Raw genomic sequence first — 21,392 nt, 5'->3', positions numbered from 1 at the left:
GACACAGGTCTGTTGCGCTTTTACATCAACTTGGGACCGCGTGTCACCTCAATATCCAGCGCCGTCAGTTTTTTGCGCAATGTATTCCGGTTTATCCCCAAAAGCGCGGCGCAGCGCGCCTGATTGCCCCCGACTGCGTCAAGCGCAATGCGCAGCAGTGGCGCCTCGAACTCGGCCAGAAGCCGGTGATAAAGGCCGTCTGGCGGCAATTCCTGACCGTGCAGGTCAAAATAGCGCTGCACATGCTGCGCGACGGCACCGGGCAGCGTTTGCTGCACCGGGGCTGCGGCGGCTGGACCCGGTTGCAGCGCCTCCGCCGCCTCGGCGGCTGAAACCAGCGGCGCGCGGGCGGCCCATGCCAGACGGTGCATCGTATTGCCCAATTCGCGGACATTGCCGGGCCAGTCATGGCCGCGCAAAACCTCCAGCGCATCCGGGCTCAGCCGGCGCGGCGGAGCGCCCGCCACCTCGGCCAGATACAGAAAATGCGTCGCCAGCAGCGCCACATCGCCGGTCCGTTCGCGCATCGGCGGCACGTCGATCACAGCGCCCGCCAGCCGGTGGAACAGATCGGCACGCAGCCCCTGCGCGCCCTGCCCCGGCTGGGCGGTGGCCATCAGCCGCGGCCGCGTGGCGGCGGGCAGCGCCGCCACCGCATCCACCAGATAAAGCGCCTGCGCCTGCGCGCCAGCATCCACGTCATGCAGCCCGTCCAGAACCAGCGTGCCGCCCCCCGCATGGTCAAGCATATTCTCGACCGCACCGCCCGGCCCCAGATCACCCGGCGCCACCACCTGAAATGGCAGCGCATGGCGCGGCGACTGATCATGGATGGCGCGCGCGATCATGGACTTGCCCGTGCCCTGCTCACCCGAAATCCATACGGGCAAATCCGACTGTATCGCCCGCGCCAGCGCACGGTACAGCGCCTGCATCGGCACCGTCTGACCGATGAGGGGCAGCTCGGTCGGCGCAGGCTCTGGCGCGGTGGCGGGCGCGGCGCGCTGGCTGTCCAGCGCGCGGGCGGTGCGCGCCATCAGGTCCGGCAAGTCGAAGGGTTTGGGCAAATAATCCCACGCGCCCGCCTCGGCCGCGCGAATGGCCGTCATCACCGTATTGCGCGCCGAGATCACGATAACCGGAAGGCCGGGGCGGTCCTGTGCGATTTTCGGCAGCATTTCCAGACCGTTGCCGTCTGGCATGGCCACATCTGTGATCACCGCATCGCCCAGCCCCTCGCCCACCCAGCGCATCAGCGTGGTCAGGCTGGACGTGGCATGCACCTTGCACCCCGCCCGCGTCAGCGCCTGCGTCAGGACCGTGCGAATGCTGCGGTCGTCATCGGCCACCAAAACCGTGCCGTCCATCAGCGCCGCCCCGCCGCGCTGGCCATGGGCAGCGACACGCGAAATACCGTATGTCCGGGCGCCGACGCGACCGCGATCCAGCCGCCATGCCCCTCGATAATGCGCGCGGCAATGGCAAGGCCCAGCCCGGTGCCATCCTCGCGGCCCGACACGAACGGCTCGAACAGGGCGTCGCGCAGGGCCTCGGGCACGCCGGGGCCGTCATCGACGACCTCGATCACAAGCGGCAGCCGTTTGCCCGCGTCACCGCGCACCGGCGCGCCCTGTTCGAACCGGCTGCGCAGGCGGATGGTGCCGGCGCGGCCGCCTGCCGCCTCGACCGCGTTCTTGATCAGGTTGTCGACGACCTGTTGCAGCATGCCCGCATCGGCCAGCGCGTCCGGCAGCGACGGATCATACTCCTCGATCATCGTCATGTCGGCGGCAAAACCCAGTTGCGCGCTGCGCCGGGCGCGCGTCAGTACATCGTGGATGTTGACCGCGCGCAGATCGGGCGCGGCCGGGTTCCCGAACCGCTCGACCTGATCCAGCAGCGCCGCAATGCGGCGGCTTTCGCCGACGATCAGATCCGTCAGCTCGCGATCAGCCGCGCCCAGCGTCATCGACAGCAGTTGCGCCGCGCCGGTGATGCCGGCCAGCGGATTCTTGATCTCATGCGCCAGCATTTCGGTCATGCCGATGGCGCTGCGCGTGGCCATCCGGGCCGACCCGTCCTGCATGCCCTGACCGGCCATATCGCGCGGCGTGGCAACGACCAGTGCCGCGCCAATTCCGCCCTCCAGCGGCGCCACAGACAGGCTGCACCGCACCGGCGCCGCGCGCCCGGCGCCGATACACACGTCGTTGACAAACAGCGGCCTGCCATCGGACCGGGCGCGCAGCAGCGCCGCGTCGGGCGGTGCGGCAACCTGCAACAGATCCCACAGGCCCGCCCCCTCTGCCGCACGGTTCGAGACGTTCAGGAACCCTTCTGCCGCCGGATTGATCCGCGATACGCGCCCCGCGTCATCCAGCACCAGCGCGGGCAGCGGCAGCGCATCCCAAACCGCGTGGTCCAGCCCGCTCATGCGGCCAGCGCAGGTTGCGAGGATATCGCGCAGGGCAGCAGCCGCAGCGCATCACGCGGATCATCCGCCGTCAGGATCGCGCGGCGCAGCTGTGCATCGCTGCCCTCCAGATACCAGCCCAGATGTTTGCGCGCGACGCGTAGGCCCAGATCCGTGCCGTAAAAGCCCAGCATCGCTTCGTAATGGCCGGCGATCATATCAGCCAGCGCGGCGCCCCGGGGGATGTCCGGCGCAGGCGTGCCACAAATCTGATGGGCCACCTCGGCCAGCGCCCAGGGCCGCCCCTGCGCGCCGCGCCCGATCATCACACCGTCGGCGCCCGACTGCGCCAGCGCGCGCCGGGCGCTGCGCGCATCAACGATGTCGCCATTGGCAATGACCGGAATGCGTACCGCATCCTTGACCGCCGCGATGGCGGCCCAGTCGGCGCGCCCCTTGTAGAACTGGCAGCGCGTGCGCCCGTGGATCGTGACCATGCGGATGCCCGCCGCCTCGGCCCGGCGCGCGATATCAGGGGCATTCAGCAGGCTGTCATCCCAGCCCAGCCGCATTTTCAGCGTGACAGGCACCGACACCGCGCCAATGACCGCCTCTATCAGGCCCAGCGCGTGGTCAGGGCTGCGCATAAGCGCCGATCCGGCAGCGCCAAAGCCGCGCGTGCGCGTCACCTTCTTTGCCGGGCAGCCCATGTTGATGTCGATGATGCGCGCGCCATTCGCCTCGGCCATGCGGGCCGCCTCGGCCATCCAGTGCGCCTCGCAGCCGGCCAGCTGCACCGCCGTTGCCGCCGCGCCAAAGCCCAGCTCGGCCTTGTCGCGCATGTCGGGGCGGGCCGTGACCATCTCGCGGCTGGCGATCATTTCGCTGACCACCAGACCCACGCCAAACCCGTGGACCAGATTGCGAAACGGCAGATCGGTGATGCCCGCCAGCGGCGCCAGCAGAACCGGCGACGACAGGGGCGTATCGGTCAAAATCAGGGGCATGGGCCGGTTCCTACATCCACGCCGCCTCTTTATCCGGCGCAGGCGCCGCGCGCAATGAATTGCAGGGCGCGCAGCAGCGCAGTATGGTGCGGCCATGACATGCGCAGCCCTGATTGTCGCCGCCGGGCGCGGCACCCGCGCCGGAGGGGACCGGCCAAAGCAGTGGCAGCCACTGGCAGGCGCGCGCGTGATCGACTGGACGCTGCGCGCGTTTCAGGATCTGGCAGAGGTGGATCACATCAAGGTCGTCCTGCATCCTGCCGATATTGAAGGGTTTTCACCGCCCAGAAACGTAAGCGCCACCGTCGGCGGCGCCACCCGCGCGGCCTCCGTCCGTGCCGGGCTTGAGGCGCTGGCGGGCCACGGCTTTACCCGTGTTCTGATCCACGATGTTGCGCGTCCTTGCGTTCCTGCGGCGCTGATCCGGCGCGTGCTGCGCGCGCTGGACACGGCGCAGGCTGCGGCGCCTGCACTGGCGGTGACGGATGCCCTCTGGACCGGGGAAAACGCCTGCGTCACCGGCACACGCGACCGCGCCGGGCTGTACCGGGCGCAGACGCCGCAAGGCTTTGATTTTGCGGCAATCCTCGCCGCGCACCGCAGCCATTCGGGCGACGCGCCCGATGATGTGGCGGTGGCGCGGGCTGCCGGGCTTGACGTGGTGATCGTGCCGGGCGATGAGGATAACCTCAAGATCACCCACCCCCCCGATTTCGCGCGGGCCGAGGCCCTGCTGACCCCACCGTTGAGAGGTAACATGGATATTCGCATCGGCAACGGCTATGACGTCCACCGCTTCGGGCCGGGCGATCATGTGATGCTTTGCGGCGTGGCCGTGCCGCATGATCGCGGGTTGCAAGGCCATTCGGACGCCGATGTGGGCCTGCACGCGCTGTCGGACGCGATCTATGGCGCGCTGGCCGAGGGCGATATCGGGCGGCATTTCCCGCCATCCGACCCGCAGTGGAAAGGCGCGGAAAGCCACATCTTTTTGCGCCACGCCGTTGCGCTGGCGTCAAAAAAGGGTTTTGCGATCAGCAACATGGACCTCACACTGGTGTGCGAGCGGCCAAAGATCGGGCCGGTTGCGGGCGCGATGCAGGACGCGCTTGCCCAGATGACCGGGCTGGCACTGGGCCGCATATCCGTCAAGGCGACCACGTCCGAGCGTCTGGGCTTCACCGGCCGCGAGGAAGGCATCGCCGCGCTGGCCACCGTTCTGCTGGTGCAGCAATGAAGACCGCATGGTTTGTCGCAACCATCGGCGGCGTTGGGTATTTGCGCCCGGCGCCCGGCACATGGGGATCGCTGGTCGCGCTGCCGATGGCGGCGCTGCTGCATCTGATCGGCGGGCCCTGGCTGCTGGTGATTGCGATCATCGCTATCTTTTTCGAGGGGCTTTGGGCCACCACGCAGATCACACGCTGGCAGGACGATCACGATCCGTCTTACGTGGTGGTTGACGAAGTCGTGGGCCAGTGGATCGCATTGCTGCCGCTATCCTTTGGCGCGTCGATGATGGGCGCGTCGATCTTTGCACTATGGCCGGGCTGGATCGCGGCATTCGTGCTGTTTCGATTGCTGGATATCTTCAAACCCGGCCCTATCGGCTGGGCTGACAAGCGCAATACGCCCTTTGGCGTAATGATGGACGATGTGATCGCCGGCGTGCTGGCGGCATTTTTCGTGGTGATGCTGGCGGCGCTGTTCCACCTGGTGATCATGATATGAGCGCGGGCGACATACTGGCGCGCGCCCGCGCCGAGGGCGTGATGATCGCCGCCGCCGAAAGCTGCACCGGCGGCATGGTGATGGCGGCCCTGACCGCGGTTCCGGGCAGCTCGGATGTGGTCGAGCGGGGCTTTGTCACCTACTCCAACGCCGCGAAAATTCAGATGCTGGACGTCAGCCCCGAAACGCTGGACGCCTTTGGCGCGGTCAGCGACGAGGTCGCGGGCGAAATGGCGCAAGGGGCGCTGCGCAATTCACTGGCGCAACTGGCCGTTTCGATCACCGGCATTGCCGGACCCGGCGGATCGGAGGTCAAGCCCGAGGGGCGTGTATGTTTTGGTCTCGCCCGCGCGGGTGCGCCTGTTCACGTCGAAACCCTGGAATTCGGGCCGCTGGGCAGGGACGCGGTCAGGCAGGCCGCGCGCGATCACGCGCTGGCGCTGCTACTGTGCGCGCTGCGGGATGGCTCAGCCGTATAGGGCGTGCGCGCGCCGCTCGAACGCGCGCACGATGCGCTGCATCGCCTCGTAGAAAAACAGCCCCGCCGCCGATTGCAGCAGCCGGTTGCGAAACTCGAAATCAACGTGGAAATCAACGTCGCAGCCGCCCTCCGTGTCGGTGAATTTCCAGTTCGACACCATATGCTTGAACGGTCCGTCCAGATATCTGGTATCGATCTTTTTGTCTTCGGGCCACAGGACCACGCGGCTGGCAAATTTCTCGCGGAACACCTTGAAGCTGATGACCAGATCCGCCTCCATCACTTCGCTGCCGTCCCGCTGTTCTGTCCGGCTCTTGACGCGCGCGGCAGAGGTCCAAGGCAGGAAATCGGGGTAATTTCCGACATCTGCAACCAGATCATACATCTGCTGCGCGCTGTAGGGCATGTGGCGGGTCTCAGAATGGGTGGGCACGAACCGCTCCGCTGTTTTAACGTGACAGATAGGCCCTATGTCATAGACTGCGCCGCAAAACACAAGAGGCACGGGACGGATAGCCGCACGCGCGCGGCGCCGCACATGGCAAGAGGTTTCCAATTTTGGACGTGATATCGATCGGCTGCATGGCAAAGCTGATGCACAACACAGGGCAGTTTCCATGAACGGGCATTGGCTGCTGCGCGCCGTCCGCTGGGCGCGCAACCCGCCCAGTGCCGGCCGGGTCAAATTCGTGCTGGCCATAATCGCGGTCTGCATCGCGCTATACGCGTTCGAGCATTTCTTTGGCTGGCCCGACGCGCTCAGCCCGGACCCATCCCAGCGGCGCGGCTATCGGCCCTGATGTAATTGCCTGATCGGAAAACGGTATGAGGCGGCGCCCGGTTTTTCCGCAGCACCGTTTTCACCCTTGCCGCTCCTGACTTTACCATAGTTTCGTCTCTAAAACATCCGCGATCCCGCCCGAAGCCATCCTGCCGATATGGGACAGGTGCCGCTGCGCGGTCCTGCAAAAGCAAGGCATCTTCGCGCTGCCCGAAAGCAGCCCGCCGCTCACATGACCAGCCGGGCAGCGATAAACGCAGAACCGATATGGCGACGGGCATGACCGACAAGACGGCAGGCCCAGAGGGGGATCTGGACTACATCAGCGGATTCTGTAATTGGCATCGTCGCCATTCGGCATTGGCCGGGAAAGCCGCCTGATCGACCACTTGCGGCGATACGAATATGGGGCTGGTCCACCATCCGCTGGCGCCTGCACTATAAACCGGGTGCCGACTATCGGTCAGGCGCGCCCGAACTCGATGATATCCCGCTCCGTCACGATCATATCGAGCGGCTGGTCCGTCGGCTCCAGCGGCAAATTCTCCGCCTCCTGCGCTGCATAGGCAAACCCGATAGCCAGCGCACTGCCCGCCGCGCGCAAGCCCTCCAAAGTGCGATCGTAGAATCCACCGCCATAGCCCAGACGCCCCCCCGCGCGGTCGAACGCGACCAGCGGTACGATCAGGATTTCCGGCGTGATGAAATCGTCCGCCGCCGGGATGCGCGCACCGAATGGGCCATCCTTCATTGCGCCGCCGGGTGTCCAGCGCGAGAATTTGAGCGCCTGCCCCTCCCCCATGATCACCGGCACGCACACCGGGCCATGCGCCGCCGCCTCTGCCATCGCAGGAAGCGGATCAATCTCTGTCCGGATTGGCATGTAGCCGGCCACAGTCGCGCCGCGATAGCCTGCCAACACCTCGCTCAGATACCCGGCAGACGCGCCTGTTCTGGCGTCATGTGCCGCTTTGCGACGGGCGAACGCAGCCTTGCGCGCGGCCGCTTTGATGTCTGCCAGACTGCTCATAGCAAAAACAACGCGGCAAGGCCCAGAAACGCAAGGAACCCAACCACGTCCGTCACCGTCGTCACAAATGCCCCGGAGGCAAGCGCCGGATCGACGCCGATTTTCTCCAGCACCACAGGAATGCCCGTTCCTGCAAACCCGGCGATGACAAGGTTGATGATCATCGCCGCGCCAATGACATAGCCAAGCGCCGGACTGCCGAACCAGACCACGCCGATCACGCCCATCACCACGGCAAAAATCACGCCGTTTATCAGCCCCACCATCACCTCGCGCCGGATCACGCGCCACACGTTCGATCCAGTCAGATCGCGCGTCGCAATCGACCGGACCGACACGGTCAGGCTCTGCGTGCCGGCATTGCCACCCATTGACGCAACAATCGGCATCAGCACGGCCAGCGCCACAAATTGCGCGATGGTCGCCTCGAACTGTGCGATGACCAGCGACGCAAGGATCGCCGTCACCAAATTCACCGCCAGCCACGGAAACCGCTGTTTTGTCGTTTCAAAGAAGTTGTCGTTCAACCCGCCTTCGCCAACACCGGCAAGGCGCAGGATGTCTTCCTCGTGCTCCTCGTCCAACACGGCCATGGCATCGTCTATGGTGATCACGCCAACCAGACGGTCATTTTCATCCACCACGGGGGCGGAGATCAGATGATACTGGTTGAACGCATAGGCAACATCGCCCTCGTATTGCGCAACCGGGATCACGTGGAATGTATCCTCGACCAAGGATTTCAGCATGACCTCACGGCGCGATGACATCAGCTTGCCCAAAGTGACGTTGCCGATGGGATGCAGTTTGGGATCGACCAGCATGATGTGATAGAACTGCTCGGGCAGCTCCTGCTGATTGCGCATGTAATCAATGGCTTCGCCGACATTCCAATGCTCAGGCGCCATCACGAATTCGCGCTGCATCAGACGCCCGGCCGAATATTCGGGGTATGACAGCGACTGGCGCACGGCAATGCGGTCGCTGTCTTCCAGCACTTCCAGGATGGCGTCCTGTTCGTGGCCTTCCAGATCCTCGATCAGGTCAACCACGTCGTCGCTGTCCAGCTCGCGGACCGCATCGGCCAGAACTTCGGGGTTGAGGTAGCGCAGCACCTCCTCGCGGATCGAATCCTGCAATTCAGACAGGATTTCGCCATCGAACTCGTCGCCATACAGCTCGATCAGGCGCCGCCGGTTAAAGGCGTCGATCTGCTCCAGCAGGTCGGCGATATCGGCCGCGTGCAGCGGTTCAAGCTCTGCGATCAGCCCGGTTCGGTCTTGGTTATCAACCGCATGGATGATCCGCGCGACCGCCTGCCGGTCCAGCTCGTAGACATCGTCGCGCTCGGCCTCGGGGGCGGCAGCGTCCGGGGTGTGGTCCTGGTCGGTCATCTGCTCTCCCGCGGTGCGCGTTTCGTTGATCTGTGCAGCTTTACGCAATGGCCGCGTGAAAAACAACGTGCAGCGCGAAGGTCATCGGTTGAAATTTACGCGATCCCGGCCCCTCGCCGGGCAGCGGCTTTGCCCTAGCTTGCCAAGGGCGTCAAATTCACAGGAGAGCCAGCAGATGACCCCCGACACCCCGCCAGCCGCCGCACGCCACCTGCGCGCGGCCATTGCCGCCATCGAGGCCGAATTTGGCGCCGAATACGCAGCAAAGCATCCGGATCTGGTCGCAGCATTGGTGCAATCGGCCACGATCGAGGCGGCCGTCAGCACCGGCCATGGCGCCCATCAGGAGGCGATGGGGCTGGCGCAAAGCCTGACATCGCAAATCTGCGAGACGCTTCTGCGCCTGAAGCCGAAATTCTTTGGCGGATAGCCTGCCGGCTCATCAACAGCCCGGACGGCCCAGCATCATCACCCAGATGTCGCCCTCGCGCACCAGCGCATATTCGCGCGCGCCCTCGCTCAGGATGTTGCGGCGATGGCCCGTGGAATTCATCCAGCCGGTCATGACCTCGTCCACGCTGCTCTGCCCCTGGGCGATATTCTCTGCAATAAAGCAAAAGCCATAGCCGACCGCGCGCGCCCGGTCGCCAATGCCGGACCCGTTCGATCCAGTATGGCTGAAAAATCCGTTCTGCGCCATGTCGCGCGCATGGCCTGCCGCGGCACGGCCCAGTGCGGCGCTACTGCTCAGCGGGGTCAGCCCGGCATCGGCGCGAATTGCATTGGTCTGGCCAAGGGCGGCGCTGCTCATGTCTTCGGCGCTCGCCAATGTGCTGCTGAAGAAAAGACCAAGAAATAAAGCAACGAAAAGGCGCACCGTCTGACTCCCCTTTAAAGGCTGGCTTGCAAGGTAACGAGCCATTCGGCGCTGGACCAGCCTGATTCTGATGTCGGCGTGCGGCCCTTCTTCGCCAATCACTCGACCTGCGCCAGAATCCTGAGCGCCGCATCGTGCTGCATTGCGCTGGCGGCGGCTACGATGCGCCCGCCATTTGCGGCAGATCCCCCCTGCCAGTCGGTGACAATTCCGCCAGCGGCCTCAATCACCGCGATCGGCGCGCAAATATCATGGGCATTCAGCCCGGCCTCGATCACCAGATCAACCTGGCCCAGCGCCAAAAGCGCGTAGGCATAGCAATCGCATCCATAGCGCACAATTTGCGCCTGCGCGGCGACTTCGGCAAAAGCCGCCCCCTCGGCCGGGGTGCCAACGGCGGGAAAGGTTGTCATCACCGTCGCGGCGCCCAAAGGCCGGTCGCTGCCCGCCAGAAGGCTTCTCTGTCCCAATGGGCCGATCATGTGCGCGCGGCCAAATCCGCCTTCGAAGCGTTCGCCAATATACGGCTGGTCAATCAGCCCGTAAACTGGCCCCTGCGCCGTCACCGCGGCAATCAGTACCCCCCAGGTGGGCGTTCCGGCAATAAAGCCGCGCGTGCCGTCGATCGGGTCCAGCACCCAGGTCAGGCCGCTGGTCCCGTCACTGCTGCCAAACTCCTCGCCCAGGATGCCATCCTCGGGGCGCCGCCGGGCCAGAATGTCGCGCATCGCACGCTCTGCCGCGCGATCTGCGGCTGTTACCGGATCAAAACCCCCGTCGCCCATGGCGCCGGGGGCCAATTTATTTTCAGTCGTCAGGCAGCCCGTCCTGAAATAGGGCAGGATCGCCGCGCGCGCCGCATCCGCCAGCAAATGCGCGACGGCGATGATGTCATCCGAATCGCCGTTAAATGAGGTATCGGAAGCTGTCATGGCACACGTCCTTGCGCGGAAATATTGCGCCCTGACTAGGCCGTGACACGTGGTAACTCAAGCCGCCGGCGCGCCCGGCCAGTGTAATTCACCTGCGCGCGCCGCCACTTTGCAGGTCAGGCGACGTCGCTTAGCACGCGGGCCAGATCAAACAGACGGCGCCGCTGGTTTTCCGGGATGGCGTAGTAGGAGCGCACCAGATCCAGCGCCTCCTTGTCGCCCAGGATATAGGCCGGGCTGCCCTTTACAGCGGGTGCCGCGTCTTCGGCGGCGTTCTGCGCGGCTTCCATCCCTTCGAAAAAGAAGGCGACATTCACATCCATAGCCGCCGCAATATCCCAAAGCCGCGACGCGCTGACGCGGTTGGCCCCGGTTTCGTATTTTTGGATCTGCTGGAATTTTATCCCAACGCTTTCAGCCAGTTGCTGCTGCGTCATGCCTGCCAGCCAGCGCCGGTGCCGGATGCGCTTGCCAACGTGAATATCGACCAGATGGGGCATATTTTAGTCCTTTTTTCGGCAGTTCAGATCATGCAGCGCAGGATGAAATTCCCAGGCGCAGCCCTGCACGTCCACCATAAATATACTTGTAAACGTGGCGCAAAGATTAACACCGGAGGGATATTTTTCAACAATTATTACATCCAGCGGGCTGTTTGTTCGCATCACAATCAATTTAAGCGGGTACAGGCGTGCAATATTTGGCACGCCGACACAAAAATTGACAGGACTGCGCCCATTGACCAATGTGCAATCAGGCGGCAACTTTGCCCGCATCTGCCTTGTTTTCAAGCCCTGACGAAGCCGGAGATACGATGACCATGCGCGCGCTACGCCTGACGGCACATGACACGCCCCCGGCGCTGACCGAGTGTCCAGTGCCAGATCCGGCCCCCGGACAAATTCGTCTGCGAATCCATGCATGCGGGCTGAATTTTGCGGATCTGTTGATGATCAAAGGCAGCTATCAGGACATGCCGCCCCTGCCCTTCACCATGGGGATGGAGGTTGCTGGAACCGTTGATGCGCTTGGCGCCGGTGTGGAGGGGCCCGCCATCGGCACGCGGGTGGCGGTTTATGGCGGCCATGGCGGGCTGGCGGAGTACGGGTGTTTCGACGCAAGCCGCGCGACTCCCCTGCCGGATGCCCTGACGTTCGAGGCGGCTGCCGCGTTTCAGATTGCCTATGGCACGTCCCACCTTGCGCTGGAGCATCGCGCGCGGCTGCGCCCCGGCGAAACGCTTCTGGTGCTGGGGGCGGCGGGCGGTGTTGGCCTGACCGCCGTTGAAATCGGCAAGGCGATGGGCGCGCGCGTCATCGCCTGCGCGCGCGGCGCGGCCAAGCTGGATGCAGCCCGCGCTGCCGGTGCCGACCACCTGATTGACGCGGAAACCGATGACATTCGCCAGATGACCAAGGATCTGGGCGGCGCCGATGTTGTTTATGATCCCGTCGGCGGCGATCAGTTTACCGCCGCCTTCCGCGCCTGCCGCCCCGAGGCGCGCATTCTGTCCATCGGCTTTGCCAGCGGCGACATACCCCAGATCCCGGCAAATCATCTGCTGGTCAAGAACGTGACGGTGATGGGCCTCTACTGGGGCGGATATCTGACCTTCGCGCCTGATCTGGTGACGCAATCACTGCGCACCCTTCTGAACTGGGCCGCGGATGGGCGCATCCGCCCGCGCGCGCACCACACCTATCCGCTGGCGCGCACACTTGATGCACTGGATCTGCTGCGCACACGCCAATCCACGGGCAAGGTTGTTATCACTATGTGAGTTCATGGTTGCGGTGCCACGCTTGGCGGGCATTCTGGCAAAATGACGCGCAAATCATGGACCGAAAAGCCTTGAAATAACGCCCCCGGCCCCCGATATTGACTGCAAAGCCCCTGACCGGGGTCTGGCACATCAACTCGGAGGCACAGATGGCTGAATATAACACAATCCGGACGGCGGGCAGGACCCGCTCCGCCCAGATTGACCAGGGGCTGCGGACCCATATGAACAAGGTCTACGGCACGATGTCCGTGGGCATGGCGCTGACGTTTCTGGCCGCTTGGGCGGTGGGCAACAATGCCTACATGATGGAGACGCTGTTCACCGGGATCACCCGCTGGATCGTGATGTTTGCGCCGCTGATCATGGTGTTTGCCTTCGGCGCCGTCATCAACAAACTGTCCGCCGCCGCCGCGCAGCTGTTCTTTTACGCGTTCGCCACCGTCATGGGCATCTCGTTGAGCTATATCTTTGTGATCTACACAGATTTCTCGATTGCTCAGGTGTTTCTGACCACTTCGATTGCGTTCGCGGGCCTGTCGCTGTGGGGCTATACCACGCAAAAGGACATCTCGGGTTGGGGCAGTTTCCTGATCATGGGCGTGATCGGCCTGATCGTCGCATCGATCGTGAACATTTTTCTTGGCTCGCCTGCGATCATGTTCGCCATCTCGATAATTGGCGTGCTGATCTTTGCTGGCCTCACGGCCTATGACACGCAGTCAATCAAGAACGAATATCTGGCCCATGCCGCACAGGGCGACAGCGAGTGGTTGGGCAAATCGGCGATCATGGGCGCGCTGCGTCTTTATCTCGACTTCATCAACATGTTCATGTTCTTGCTGCAACTCATGGGCAACCGCGAATAAGCCTGAAGCAAGAGCTTCAACTCCGGAAAAAGCCTGCCAGGATTATGTCTTGGCAGGCTTCTTTATGCGCCGGGCGGTTTGCCGCACCGGACTTTAGAACGGCACGTCATCCGGGCTGGTGACAAATCGGGCGACGACCTTCTTTGTGCCGGCCTTGTCAAATTCGATCTCCAGCTTGTCGCCTTCGATCGCCATCACTTCGCCATAGCCGAATTTCTGGTGAAAAACCCGCTCGCCTACCGTGTGCGATGACGTGGCAGCCATGTCGATCACCGGCGATTTCGCCTCGCGCGGTTGCGACACCGGCCGCTGGCCGGAGCGGGCCTGCATCCGGCGCCAACCGGGGGAGTTATAGACGTTGGCATCTGCCACCTTGGCGTCAATGCTGTTCTGCACGTCCCCCGCCATGCCCGCCGCGCCGTAGCCGCCGCCATACAGACCGGGCGGCGTCAGCACATCGACATGCGCCTCTGGCAACTCGTCGATGAAACGCGACGGCAGCGACGATTGCCACTGACCGAAGACCCGCCGATTACCGGCAAAGGAAATGGTGCAGATTTCCTCGGCGCGGGTGATGCCGACATAGGCAAGGCGACGCTCCTCCTCGACGCCTTTCAGACCGCTTTCGTCCATCGAGCGTTGCGAGGGGAACAGCCCATCCTCCCAGCCCGGCAGGAACACGGCGGGAAATTCCAGGCCCTTGGCGGCGTGCAGCGTCATGATCGACACCTTGGCGCCCTCATTATCGCTCTCATTGTCCATGATCAGGCTGACATGCTCCAGAAATCCGGTCAGGTTTTCGAAGTTTTCCAGCGCCTTGACCAGTTCCTTGAGGTTTTCCAGCCGGCCCGGTGCCTCTGGCGTCTTGTCGTTTTGCCACATCTCGGTGTAGCCGGACTCGTCCAGAATGATCCCGGCCAGTTCGATATGGCTGACCTCCGCGTCCCCGGCCATGCGGCCCCAGCGGGCCAGACCATCCAGAAGCGTCGCCAACTCCTTGGCGCCCTTGCCGCCAAGGCCCTTTTCCTCCAGCAAAATCCGGGCGCCCTGAATCAGCGGAACGCCATTCTCGCGGGCGGTCATCTGAATTTTCTGCTGCGCCTTGTCGCCCAGCCCGCGCTTGGGCGTGTTCACGATCCGCTCGAACGCCAGATCGTCGCTGGGGCTGGTTACGCAGCGGAAATAGGCCATGGCGTCGCGGATTTCGAGCCGCTCGTAAAAACGCGGGCCGCCGATGACGCGATATGGCAGGCCGATGGTCAGAAACCGGTCCTCAAACGCGCGCATCTGGTGTGATGCGCGCACCAGAATCGCCATCTCGTCCAGACTGAATTGGCGCAGGCCGCGTGTGCCGCGCTGCATCGCCTCAATCTCCTCGCCGATCCAGCGGGCCTCCTCATCGCCGTCCCAATGGCCGATCAGGCGGACCTTTTCGCCGTCCTGCACATCGGTCCACAGCTCCTTGCCCAGACGGCCCTGATTGCCCGCAATCACGCCCGAGGCCGCGGCCAGAATATGCGGGGTCGAGCGGTAATTCTGCTCCAGCCGGACAACATGCGCGCCGGGAAAATCCTTTTCGAACCGCAGGATATTGCCCACCTCGGCGCCGCGCCAGCCATAGATCGACTGATCGTCATCGCCGACGCAGCAGATATTCTTGTGCCCGCCTGCCAGCAGACGCAGCCACATATATTGGGCCACGTTGGTATCCTGATACTCGTCCACCAGAATGTAGCGGAACCAGCGCTGATATTTTTGCAAGATATCATCATGGGTCTGAAAAATGGTAACCACATGCAGCAGCAGATCGCCAAAATCGACGGCGTTCAACTCGATCAGGCGGCGCTGATATTCCTTGTAGAACTGGACCGCCTTGCCGTTATAGGCCCCCGCCTCGGCGGCAGGCACCTTATCGGGGGTCCAGGCGCGGTTTTTCCAGTGGTCGATGACCCCGGCCAACTGCCGCGCAGGCCAGCGTTTGTCGTCGATGCCTGCGGCCTGCACCAGCTGTTTCAGCAGGCGCAGCTGATCGTCGGTGTCCAGAATGGTAAAGTTCGATTTCAGCGTGACCTCGCGGCCCGGTCCCTGAACCCCGATCAGCTCGGCGTGGCGGCGCAGCAGCTTGACGCAGATCGAATGGAAGGTGCCCAGCCACGGCATCCCCTCGATGGATTGGCCCAAGAGCGCGCCAACGCGGTTTTTCATCTCGCGCGCGGCCTTGTTGGTAAAAGTGACGGCCAGCACCTCGTTCGGCTGGGCGCGGCCTGTGTTCAGCAGATGCACGATGCGCGTCGTCAACGCCTTGGTCTTGCCCGTGCCGGCCCCGGCCAGCATCAGAACCGGGCCGTCCATCGTCTCGACCGCAAGGCGTTGCTCGGGGTTTAAACCGTCCAGGTAAGGCGCCCCCCGCGCGGCCATCGCGCGCGCGGACAGCGAAGCGCCCTCAAAGGCGTCGGATTCGTCAAAGCTGTTCATGCGCGCGATCCTAACGATATCGGGGCCAGAGTAAAAGAGATGTTCGGCCTATGTTCCACGCGCTGCGCGAAAATGGCCAGACCCTGCCCGGCCACCTGTGTCGCCAGCGCGGCCAGAGCGGCCTACCCCGCCTTCTGCCCGTCGATCGTTTCGGCCAACGCCTCGGCCCGCGCGGCGATTTCGGCCAGCGTGTCGGTGACGGAAGTGGGCACAACCGGCACTTCGACCCGCTCCGGCTCGGGTGGGGGCATGTTGCGCAACTGCTCCAGCTCGGCGTCTTTTCCGGCCAACTGGTCCTCAATCTCGCGCAGCTTGTCCTCCAGCCCGGCGGTCTTGTCGGCCAGCATCAGGCCGGCCATCAGCAGCATGCGCGGCTCGGGGATGCGGCCAATCTGGGCTGACAGAACTGTGGCCTCGTCGTCCAGCATCTTGGCGGCTGAATACAGATAATGCTCTTCGCCCTCCTGACAGGAAACCTGAAAGCTGCGTCCGCCGATTTCGATATCAATCTCGGGCATTATACATCCTCCTTGAGGGCCGCGTTCGGAACTGCCGCGCCGGATTTGGCGGCATCGGAGCTGCTGGCGGGCGCCTTGCTGGCGATGATCTGGCTCAGCTCGGACAGGATGACGTCCATCTCGGCGCGATCTGCGGCGCGCGCGGCGCGCAGGCCGTCCAGCTCGGCCATCAGCGAGGCGTTGATCAACTCGGGCTTGGCCACCCCTTCGGCATTGGCCGCGCGCAGGGCCGCGTTGTTGTCGCGCAACGTCTGGTTGGCCGCGCGCAGGGACTGAAGCTCGGCGTCCAGCTGCGTCATGGTCTGCGCCCGTTCCTGCTGTGCGGCAGTGCGCGCGGCGGCGTCGGCGGCCTGCGCCTCCCTGGCGGCGCGCGCTTCGTCCTCGGCCTCGCTCGCGCGGGCGCTCAGCTGCGTTACGCGCTGCTCCAGCTGGGCATTGGCCTGCAATTCGTCATCGAGCTGCTGGCGCAGGCCCTCAAGCTCGGTATCGCCCTTGTCCTCTGCAAGCACATCGAGCCCCTGCCCGATCCGGTCCAGCGCGGCCATGATCCGGCCCTGCATTGCGTCGATATCGCTCATCCTTAGCGTGTCCTCATCTATTGTGCCGGGACGCGCGCCGAATCGCCGCCCCCTGACGTTTGGCGCAAGTGTACCCAACGACAGGCAAAAAGGCTTCCCCTCTTGCGCGCGCCGGCGCCCTGGCGCCCGCTGCGGCCATGGCGGCGCTTGATCTTTGGGCGCGGGCTGATATTCAGCCTGTGCAAATCATCCCTGCCATAAGGATACCCCTGCCCGTGGATATCGCTGCCCTCGCCCAAGCCAACCCCGATCACTGGTCCAAAGCAACCGCCATACGCGCCCTGACGCTGGATGCGGTTCATGCGGCCAATTCGGGCCATTCGGGGATGCCCATGGGCATGGCCGATGTTGCCACAGTGCTGTACGAAAAGCATCTGAAATTCGACGCCTCTGCCCCTGATTGGCCAGATCGTGACCGGTTCATCCTCAGTGCTGGCCACGGGTCGATGCTGCTTTATTCGTTGCTGCACCTGACCGGCTACGAGGACATGACGCTGGAGCAGGTCAAGAATTTCCGCCAATGGGGCGCGATCACGGCGGGCCACCCCGAATACGGCCACGCCAAGGGGATCGAGACCACGACCGGCCCGCTGGGCCAGGGCATCGCCAATTCGGTCGGCTTCGCCATGGCCGAGGAGATGCTGCGCGCGCGCTATGGTCGCAAGCTGGTGGACCACCATACCTATGTCATCGCCGGTGACGGCTGCCTGATGGAGGGGATCAGCCAGGAGGCGATCACGCTGGCGGGGCGCCACAGCTTGGGCAAACTGATCGTGTTCTGGGACAACAACGACATCACCATCGACGGCAAGGTGTCGTTGTCGGATCGCACCGATCAGGTCAAACGTTTCCGCGCCGCGAACTGGCAGGTGATCGAGATTGACGGACACGATCCCGCCCAGATCGACGAGGCGATCACCAAGGCGAAGACCTCGAAGAAACCCACCATGATCGCCTGCAAGACGCATATCGCGCTGGGGCACGCGGCGCAGGATACCTCCAAGGGCCACGGCGCGCTGACCGACGCCGATCAGATGGCCGCCGCCAAAGCGGCCTATGGCTGGACAACCGGCCCGTTCGAGGTGCCCGGTGACATCAAGACAGCGTGGGAAGCGATTGGCGCTAAAGGCAAATCCGAGCGCGAGGCGTGGGAGTCCCGTTTCGCCGAGGCGTCCGAGCGTCGGCAAAAGGAATTCACCCGCATTTTTGACCGCGAGGCACCCAAAACGCTGAGCGCGCGCATCAAGGCGCTGAAAAAGCAGATCAGCGAAGAGGCGCCCAAGGTTGCCACCCGCAAATCCAGCGAGATGGTGCTGGAAATCGTCAACCCGATCATGCCCGAAACCGTGGGCGGCTCAGCCGATCTCACCGGCTCGAACAATACCAAAACCGGCGATCTGGGCGTGTTTGACACCGACAATCGCAAGGGTCGGTATGTCTATTGGGGCATCCGCGAGCATGGCATGGCCGCCGCGATGAACGGCATGGCGCTGCATGGCGGCATCCGGCCCTATGGCGGCACCTTCATGTGCTTTACCGACTATGCCCGCCCCGCCATGCGCCTTGCCGCGTTGATGCGGATTCCGACCGTGTTCGTGATGACCCATGACAGCATCGGACTGGGCGAGGATGGCCCGACACACCAGCCGGTTGAGCATCTGGCGATCAGCCGCGCAACGCCCAACACCTGGGTATTCCGCCCCTGTGATACGGTGGAAACGGCCGAGGCGTGGGAACTGGCGCTGACATCCAAGGAGACGCCTTCGGTCCTGTCGCTGACGCGCCAGAACGTACCGACGCTGCGCCTTGAGCATCGCAACAAGAACCTGACTGCGGAGGGTGCCTATGTGCTGGCCGACGCAGAGGGCAAACGTCAGGCGATCATCATGGCGACCGGCTCGGAGGTGGAAATCGCGATGAAGGCGCGCGATCTGCTACAGGGCGAAGGCATCGGCACGCGCGTCGTCTCCATGCCCTGCTGGGAGCTGTTCGAGGCGCAGGACGAGGCCACCCGCCGCAAGGTTCTGCCTGCCGGCCCCGTGCGCGTCGCCGTTGAGGCCGCCGCGCGTCAAGGCTGGGATCGCTGGCTGTGCGGTGAACGCGGGCGCGAGACGAAATCCGGCTTTGTCGGCATGGAAGGTTTCGGTGCGTCTGCCCCTGCCGAGGAACTCTATGAACAATTCGGCATCACCGCCGAGGCGGTCGCCGAGAAGGTGAAGTCCTTGCTGTAAGACTTTGGGAAGGCTGTATTTCAGCCTTCCCACCCCTCGCCGCTCAAGAAAATTCGCGAATTTTCTTCCGGCGATTTTTCGCGAAAAATAGGTGCGTCAAACGACGGGATTGAGCCGCCTCAGTCGTTGCCAGACTGGCGCGATGATCCGTGTGCCGACGGGGATCAGAACGACACCCAGCGCGAGCCCGAAAATACCGTCCATCGTTGCAACAAGTGCCCATTGCACCGCGTTGCGCGCGCTCTCCAGCGATTTGGTCGCTGCCTCGGCGATGTGGTGTATCTGGTCGTAGGGCCATGCAAACCCCAGATTAGCAAGCCCGTGCAGGATGATGTTTCCGCCGACCCACAGCATCGCGGCAGTGCCGATGATCATCAATGCTGCCAGCACCTTGGGCATCGCCTTGATCAGCGCCCTGCCTATGCCTCGGGTCGTGGCCAGCCGCCCCTTGGCAGCCATCAGCAAGCCCAGATCATCGGCCTTCACGATCAACGCCACAGCACCATAAACGGCGACCGTGATCATCACGGCGACCGCAGCCAGCGTCGCCCCTTCCATCCAGATCGAGCCTTCGGGGATCGCGGCCAGCGCGATGGTCATGATCTCGGCCGACAGGATGAAATCTGTCTTGATCGCGCCCGCGATCCTTTGCTCTTCCAGATGCGCGGGCCCGTCTTTGGCCGCCACCTCCTTCTTTTTGGCCTCGTGCCCGCCCTTGATGGCGTGAACCACCTTCTCGGCGCCCTCAAAGCACAAATAGCAGCCCCCGAGCATCAAAAGCGGCGTCACGGCCCCCGGTGCGAATTCGCGCAGTGCAAGGCCCGCAGGCAGCAGGAACACCAGCTTGTTGAAGAGCGAGCCGCGCGCGATGCGCCAGATGATCGGCAATTCGCGCGCCGCGTCAAACCCTTGCATGTATTTCGGGGTGACGGCGGCATCGTCGATCGCAGCGCCTGCGGCCTTGGCCCCTGCCTTGGCCGCCTGGGCCGCGACATCGTCGATTGATGCTGCCGCCACCTTGGCGATGGCCGCCACATCATCCAGAAGGGCCAGAAGTCCGCTCATGTCATCGCTCCATATTTGGCCCCGGAAACCTAAAGATGTACGCGGCGCGCACAAGGGCAACCGTGCAAAATAGCGCTAACACATCAAAGTCAGGGGATTTTGATCTTTCCGCATGGCGTCCGGGGCCGTATAGCCCAAGCAACGTCCATCAACCGGCAGGAGCCCTCCATGACAATCACAGTCGGCATCAACGGATTTGGCCGCATTGGCCGCGCCACCCTTGCTCATATTTCGGAAACAGGCCGCGACGACGTAAAGGTCGTCAAGCTGAACGCGACCGGCCCGCTGGAAACAGCCGCGCACCTGATCCGCTATGACAGCGTGCATGGCCGCTTCCCCGGCACCGTCACCACCGGCGACGGCACCATGGATCTGGGGCGCGGTCCGATCCAGATGTTCTCGACCTATGACATGGACGAGCTGGACTGGGACGGCGTCGATGTCGTGCTGGAATGCACCGGCAATTTCAACGATGGCGAAAAGGCCAAGAAACATCTGGAGCGCGGCGCGGGCAAGGTTTTGCTGTCCGCCCCCGGCAAGAATGTCGATCGCACCGTGGTGATGGGGGTCAATGACGGCGATCTTCAGGCCGGCGAGCGGATGATCTCGAACGGGTCCTGCACCACCAACTGCCTCGCCCCGCTGGCCAAGGCGCTGCATGACGGCATCGGCATCGAATCGGGTATCATGACCACGATTCACGCCTATACCGGCGATCAGCCCACGCTGGACCGCCGTCACAAGGATCTGTATCGCGCGCGCGCGGCCGCCATGTCGATGATCCCCACATCGACCGGCGCCGCCAAGGCACTGGCCGAGGTATTGCCCGCCCTCAAGGGCAAGCTGGACGGCTCGGCCATTCGTGTACCCACGCCGAACGTGTCGGCGGTGGACCTGACCTTTGTCGCAAGCCGCCCCGTGACCGAGGACGAGGTGAACGCCGTCGTCGAAAAGGCCGCAAACGGCGCGATGAAGGGCATTCTGGCCTATGATCCGGCGCCCAAGGTCAGCATCGATTTCAACCACACCGAGGAAAGCAGCATCTTCGCCCCCGAACAGACCAAGGTGATCGGCGGCACATTGGTGCGCGTTCTGGCGTGGTATGACAACGAGTGGGGTTTTTCCTGCCGCATGGCCGATGTTGCCGCGCTGATGGGCCGGCTGGGCTGATGACCGGCTGATATTGCGCAACGCGGCCCCGGTCTGTCATAGATGCGGGGCCACATGTCA

Annotated in this window: 22 protein-coding genes; 9 read left to right on the top strand and 13 right to left on the bottom strand. The window is 63.7% G+C overall.

From position 1 onward, the window contains the following. Window positions 1–20 precede the first annotated feature (20 nt). From DQ230_RS04325 to dusB, 3 genes are read right to left on the bottom strand one after another with little or no spacing between them, the layout of a single operon-like run. A complete protein-coding gene (locus DQ230_RS04325; RefSeq protein WP_113911273.1) occupies window positions 21–1,367 on the bottom strand; it encodes a response regulator in 1,347 nt (448 codons plus the stop codon). After that, window positions 1,367–2,434 (bottom strand): two-component system sensor histidine kinase NtrB, encoded by a 1,068-nt coding sequence (locus DQ230_RS04320; protein ID WP_113911272.1) that lies wholly within the window; start codon window positions 2,432–2,434, stop codon window positions 1,367–1,369. Before DQ230_RS04320 ends, DQ230_RS04325 begins: the two co-directional genes overlap by 1 nt. After that, on the bottom strand, window positions 2,431–3,420 hold the full coding sequence (gene dusB, locus DQ230_RS04315) for a tRNA dihydrouridine synthase DusB (protein ID WP_113911271.1): 990 nt from the start codon (window positions 3,418–3,420) through the stop codon (window positions 2,431–2,433). The genes DQ230_RS04320 and dusB overlap by 4 nt, the downstream gene beginning before the upstream one ends. A 94-nt stretch (window positions 3,421–3,514) precedes the next feature. Between dusB and DQ230_RS04310 the strand changes: the two genes are divergently transcribed. From DQ230_RS04310 to DQ230_RS04300, 3 genes are read left to right on the top strand one after another with little or no spacing between them, the layout of a single operon-like run. Further along, complete coding sequence (locus DQ230_RS04310; RefSeq protein WP_113911270.1) at window positions 3,515–4,657, top strand: bifunctional 2-C-methyl-D-erythritol 4-phosphate cytidylyltransferase/2-C-methyl-D-erythritol 2,4-cyclodiphosphate synthase; 1,143 nt, start codon at window positions 3,515–3,517, stop codon at window positions 4,655–4,657. Next, window positions 4,654–5,151, top strand: a complete 498-nt coding sequence (locus DQ230_RS04305; RefSeq protein ID WP_113911269.1) for a phosphatidylglycerophosphatase A family protein — start codon at window positions 4,654–4,656, stop codon at window positions 5,149–5,151. Before DQ230_RS04310 ends, DQ230_RS04305 begins: the two co-directional genes overlap by 4 nt. Next, window positions 5,148–5,630 carry a CinA family protein gene (locus tag DQ230_RS04300; protein ID WP_113911268.1) on the top strand — a complete coding sequence of 161 codons (483 nt, stop codon included), beginning with the start codon at window positions 5,148–5,150 and terminating at the stop codon, window positions 5,628–5,630. Before DQ230_RS04305 ends, DQ230_RS04300 begins: the two co-directional genes overlap by 4 nt. Here DQ230_RS04300 and DQ230_RS04295 read toward each other — a convergent pair. Next, window positions 5,619–6,065 carry a type II toxin-antitoxin system RatA family toxin gene (locus DQ230_RS04295; RefSeq protein ID WP_113911267.1) on the bottom strand — a complete coding sequence of 149 codons (447 nt, stop codon included), beginning with the start codon at window positions 6,063–6,065 and terminating at the stop codon, window positions 5,619–5,621. The two genes, DQ230_RS04300 and DQ230_RS04295, sit on opposite strands and share 12 nt — an antisense overlap. Before the next feature lie 184 nt (window positions 6,066–6,249). Between DQ230_RS04295 and DQ230_RS04290 the strand changes: the two genes are divergently transcribed. Further along, on the top strand, window positions 6,250–6,432 hold the full coding sequence (locus DQ230_RS04290) for a hypothetical protein (RefSeq protein ID WP_113911266.1): 183 nt from the start codon (window positions 6,250–6,252) through the stop codon (window positions 6,430–6,432). Window positions 6,433–6,876: 444 nt separating this feature from the next. Here the strand turns inward: DQ230_RS04290 and DQ230_RS04285 are convergent, their stop codons facing one another. Continuing rightward, window positions 6,877–7,443, bottom strand: a complete 567-nt coding sequence (locus DQ230_RS04285; protein WP_113911265.1) for a 5-formyltetrahydrofolate cyclo-ligase — start codon at window positions 7,441–7,443, stop codon at window positions 6,877–6,879. After that, window positions 7,440–8,837 (bottom strand): magnesium transporter, encoded by a 1,398-nt coding sequence (mgtE, locus tag DQ230_RS04280; RefSeq protein WP_113911353.1) that lies wholly within the window; start codon window positions 8,835–8,837, stop codon window positions 7,440–7,442. Before mgtE ends, DQ230_RS04285 begins: the two co-directional genes overlap by 4 nt. 175 nt (window positions 8,838–9,012) lie before the next feature. On the opposite strand from mgtE, the gene DQ230_RS04275 reads away from it, so the two are divergent. Beyond that, a complete protein-coding gene (locus tag DQ230_RS04275) occupies window positions 9,013–9,267 on the top strand; it encodes a hypothetical protein (protein WP_113911264.1) in 255 nt (84 codons plus the stop codon). 12 nt (window positions 9,268–9,279) lie between these two features. Here the strand turns inward: DQ230_RS04275 and DQ230_RS04270 are convergent, their stop codons facing one another. The 3 genes from DQ230_RS04270 to DQ230_RS04260 form a co-directional block, all read right to left on the bottom strand. Beyond that, complete coding sequence (locus tag DQ230_RS04270; protein ID WP_238987417.1) at window positions 9,280–9,648, bottom strand: CAP domain-containing protein; 369 nt, start codon at window positions 9,646–9,648, stop codon at window positions 9,280–9,282. A 164-nt stretch (window positions 9,649–9,812) separates the two neighbouring features. After that, window positions 9,813–10,646, bottom strand: coding sequence for an inositol monophosphatase family protein (locus DQ230_RS04265; protein ID WP_113911263.1), 834 nt, complete (start codon window positions 10,644–10,646; stop codon window positions 9,813–9,815). Window positions 10,647–10,762: 116 nt separating this feature from the next. Next, entirely contained in the window at window positions 10,763–11,146 is a 384-nt protein-coding gene (locus tag DQ230_RS04260; protein WP_113911262.1) for a helix-turn-helix domain-containing protein, read from the bottom strand. 320 nt (window positions 11,147–11,466) lie between these two features. Between DQ230_RS04260 and DQ230_RS04250 the strand changes: the two genes are divergently transcribed. Both DQ230_RS04250 and DQ230_RS04245 read left to right on the top strand, forming a co-directional pair. After that, entirely contained in the window at window positions 11,467–12,426 is a 960-nt protein-coding gene (locus tag DQ230_RS04250) for an NADPH:quinone oxidoreductase family protein (RefSeq protein WP_113911351.1), read from the top strand. Window positions 12,427–12,575: 149 nt separating this feature from the next. After that, window positions 12,576–13,295 (top strand): Bax inhibitor-1/YccA family protein, encoded by a 720-nt coding sequence (locus DQ230_RS04245; protein WP_113911350.1) that lies wholly within the window; start codon window positions 12,576–12,578, stop codon window positions 13,293–13,295. 93 nt (window positions 13,296–13,388) lie between these two features. On the opposite strand, the gene DQ230_RS04240 is transcribed toward DQ230_RS04245, so the two are convergent. The 3 genes from DQ230_RS04240 to DQ230_RS04230 form a co-directional block, all read right to left on the bottom strand. Next, window positions 13,389–15,770: an ATP-dependent helicase gene (locus DQ230_RS04240; protein WP_113911260.1), complete on the bottom strand. Its 2,382-nt coding sequence runs from the start codon at window positions 15,768–15,770 to the stop codon at window positions 13,389–13,391. Between the two features lie 122 nt (window positions 15,771–15,892). After that, on the bottom strand, window positions 15,893–16,288 hold the full coding sequence (locus DQ230_RS04235) for a cell division protein ZapA (RefSeq protein WP_113911259.1): 396 nt from the start codon (window positions 16,286–16,288) through the stop codon (window positions 15,893–15,895). After that, a complete protein-coding gene (locus DQ230_RS04230) occupies window positions 16,288–16,866 on the bottom strand; it encodes a hypothetical protein (protein WP_113911258.1) in 579 nt (192 codons plus the stop codon). Before DQ230_RS04230 ends, DQ230_RS04235 begins: the two co-directional genes overlap by 1 nt. A gap of 215 nt (window positions 16,867–17,081) precedes the next feature. Between DQ230_RS04230 and tkt the strand changes: the two genes are divergently transcribed. Further along, complete coding sequence (gene tkt / locus DQ230_RS04225) at window positions 17,082–19,097, top strand: transketolase (protein WP_113911257.1); 2,016 nt, start codon at window positions 17,082–17,084, stop codon at window positions 19,095–19,097. Between the two features lie 96 nt (window positions 19,098–19,193). Here the strand turns inward: tkt and DQ230_RS04220 are convergent, their stop codons facing one another. Continuing rightward, window positions 19,194–20,162, bottom strand: coding sequence for a DUF808 domain-containing protein (locus DQ230_RS04220; protein WP_113911256.1), 969 nt, complete (start codon window positions 20,160–20,162; stop codon window positions 19,194–19,196). Between the two features lie 168 nt (window positions 20,163–20,330). On the opposite strand from DQ230_RS04220, the gene gap reads away from it, so the two are divergent. Further along, complete coding sequence (gene gap / locus DQ230_RS04215; protein ID WP_113911255.1) at window positions 20,331–21,332, top strand: type I glyceraldehyde-3-phosphate dehydrogenase; 1,002 nt, start codon at window positions 20,331–20,333, stop codon at window positions 21,330–21,332. Window positions 21,333–21,392 lie beyond the last annotated feature (60 nt).

Origin of the sequence: Roseovarius dicentrarchi (genome assembly GCF_003316635.1) — a bacterium.
Lineage (GTDB): Bacteria > Pseudomonadota > Alphaproteobacteria > Rhodobacterales > Rhodobacteraceae > Roseovarius > Roseovarius dicentrarchi.
This window is presented reverse-complemented; position numbering and strand designations above follow the sequence as displayed.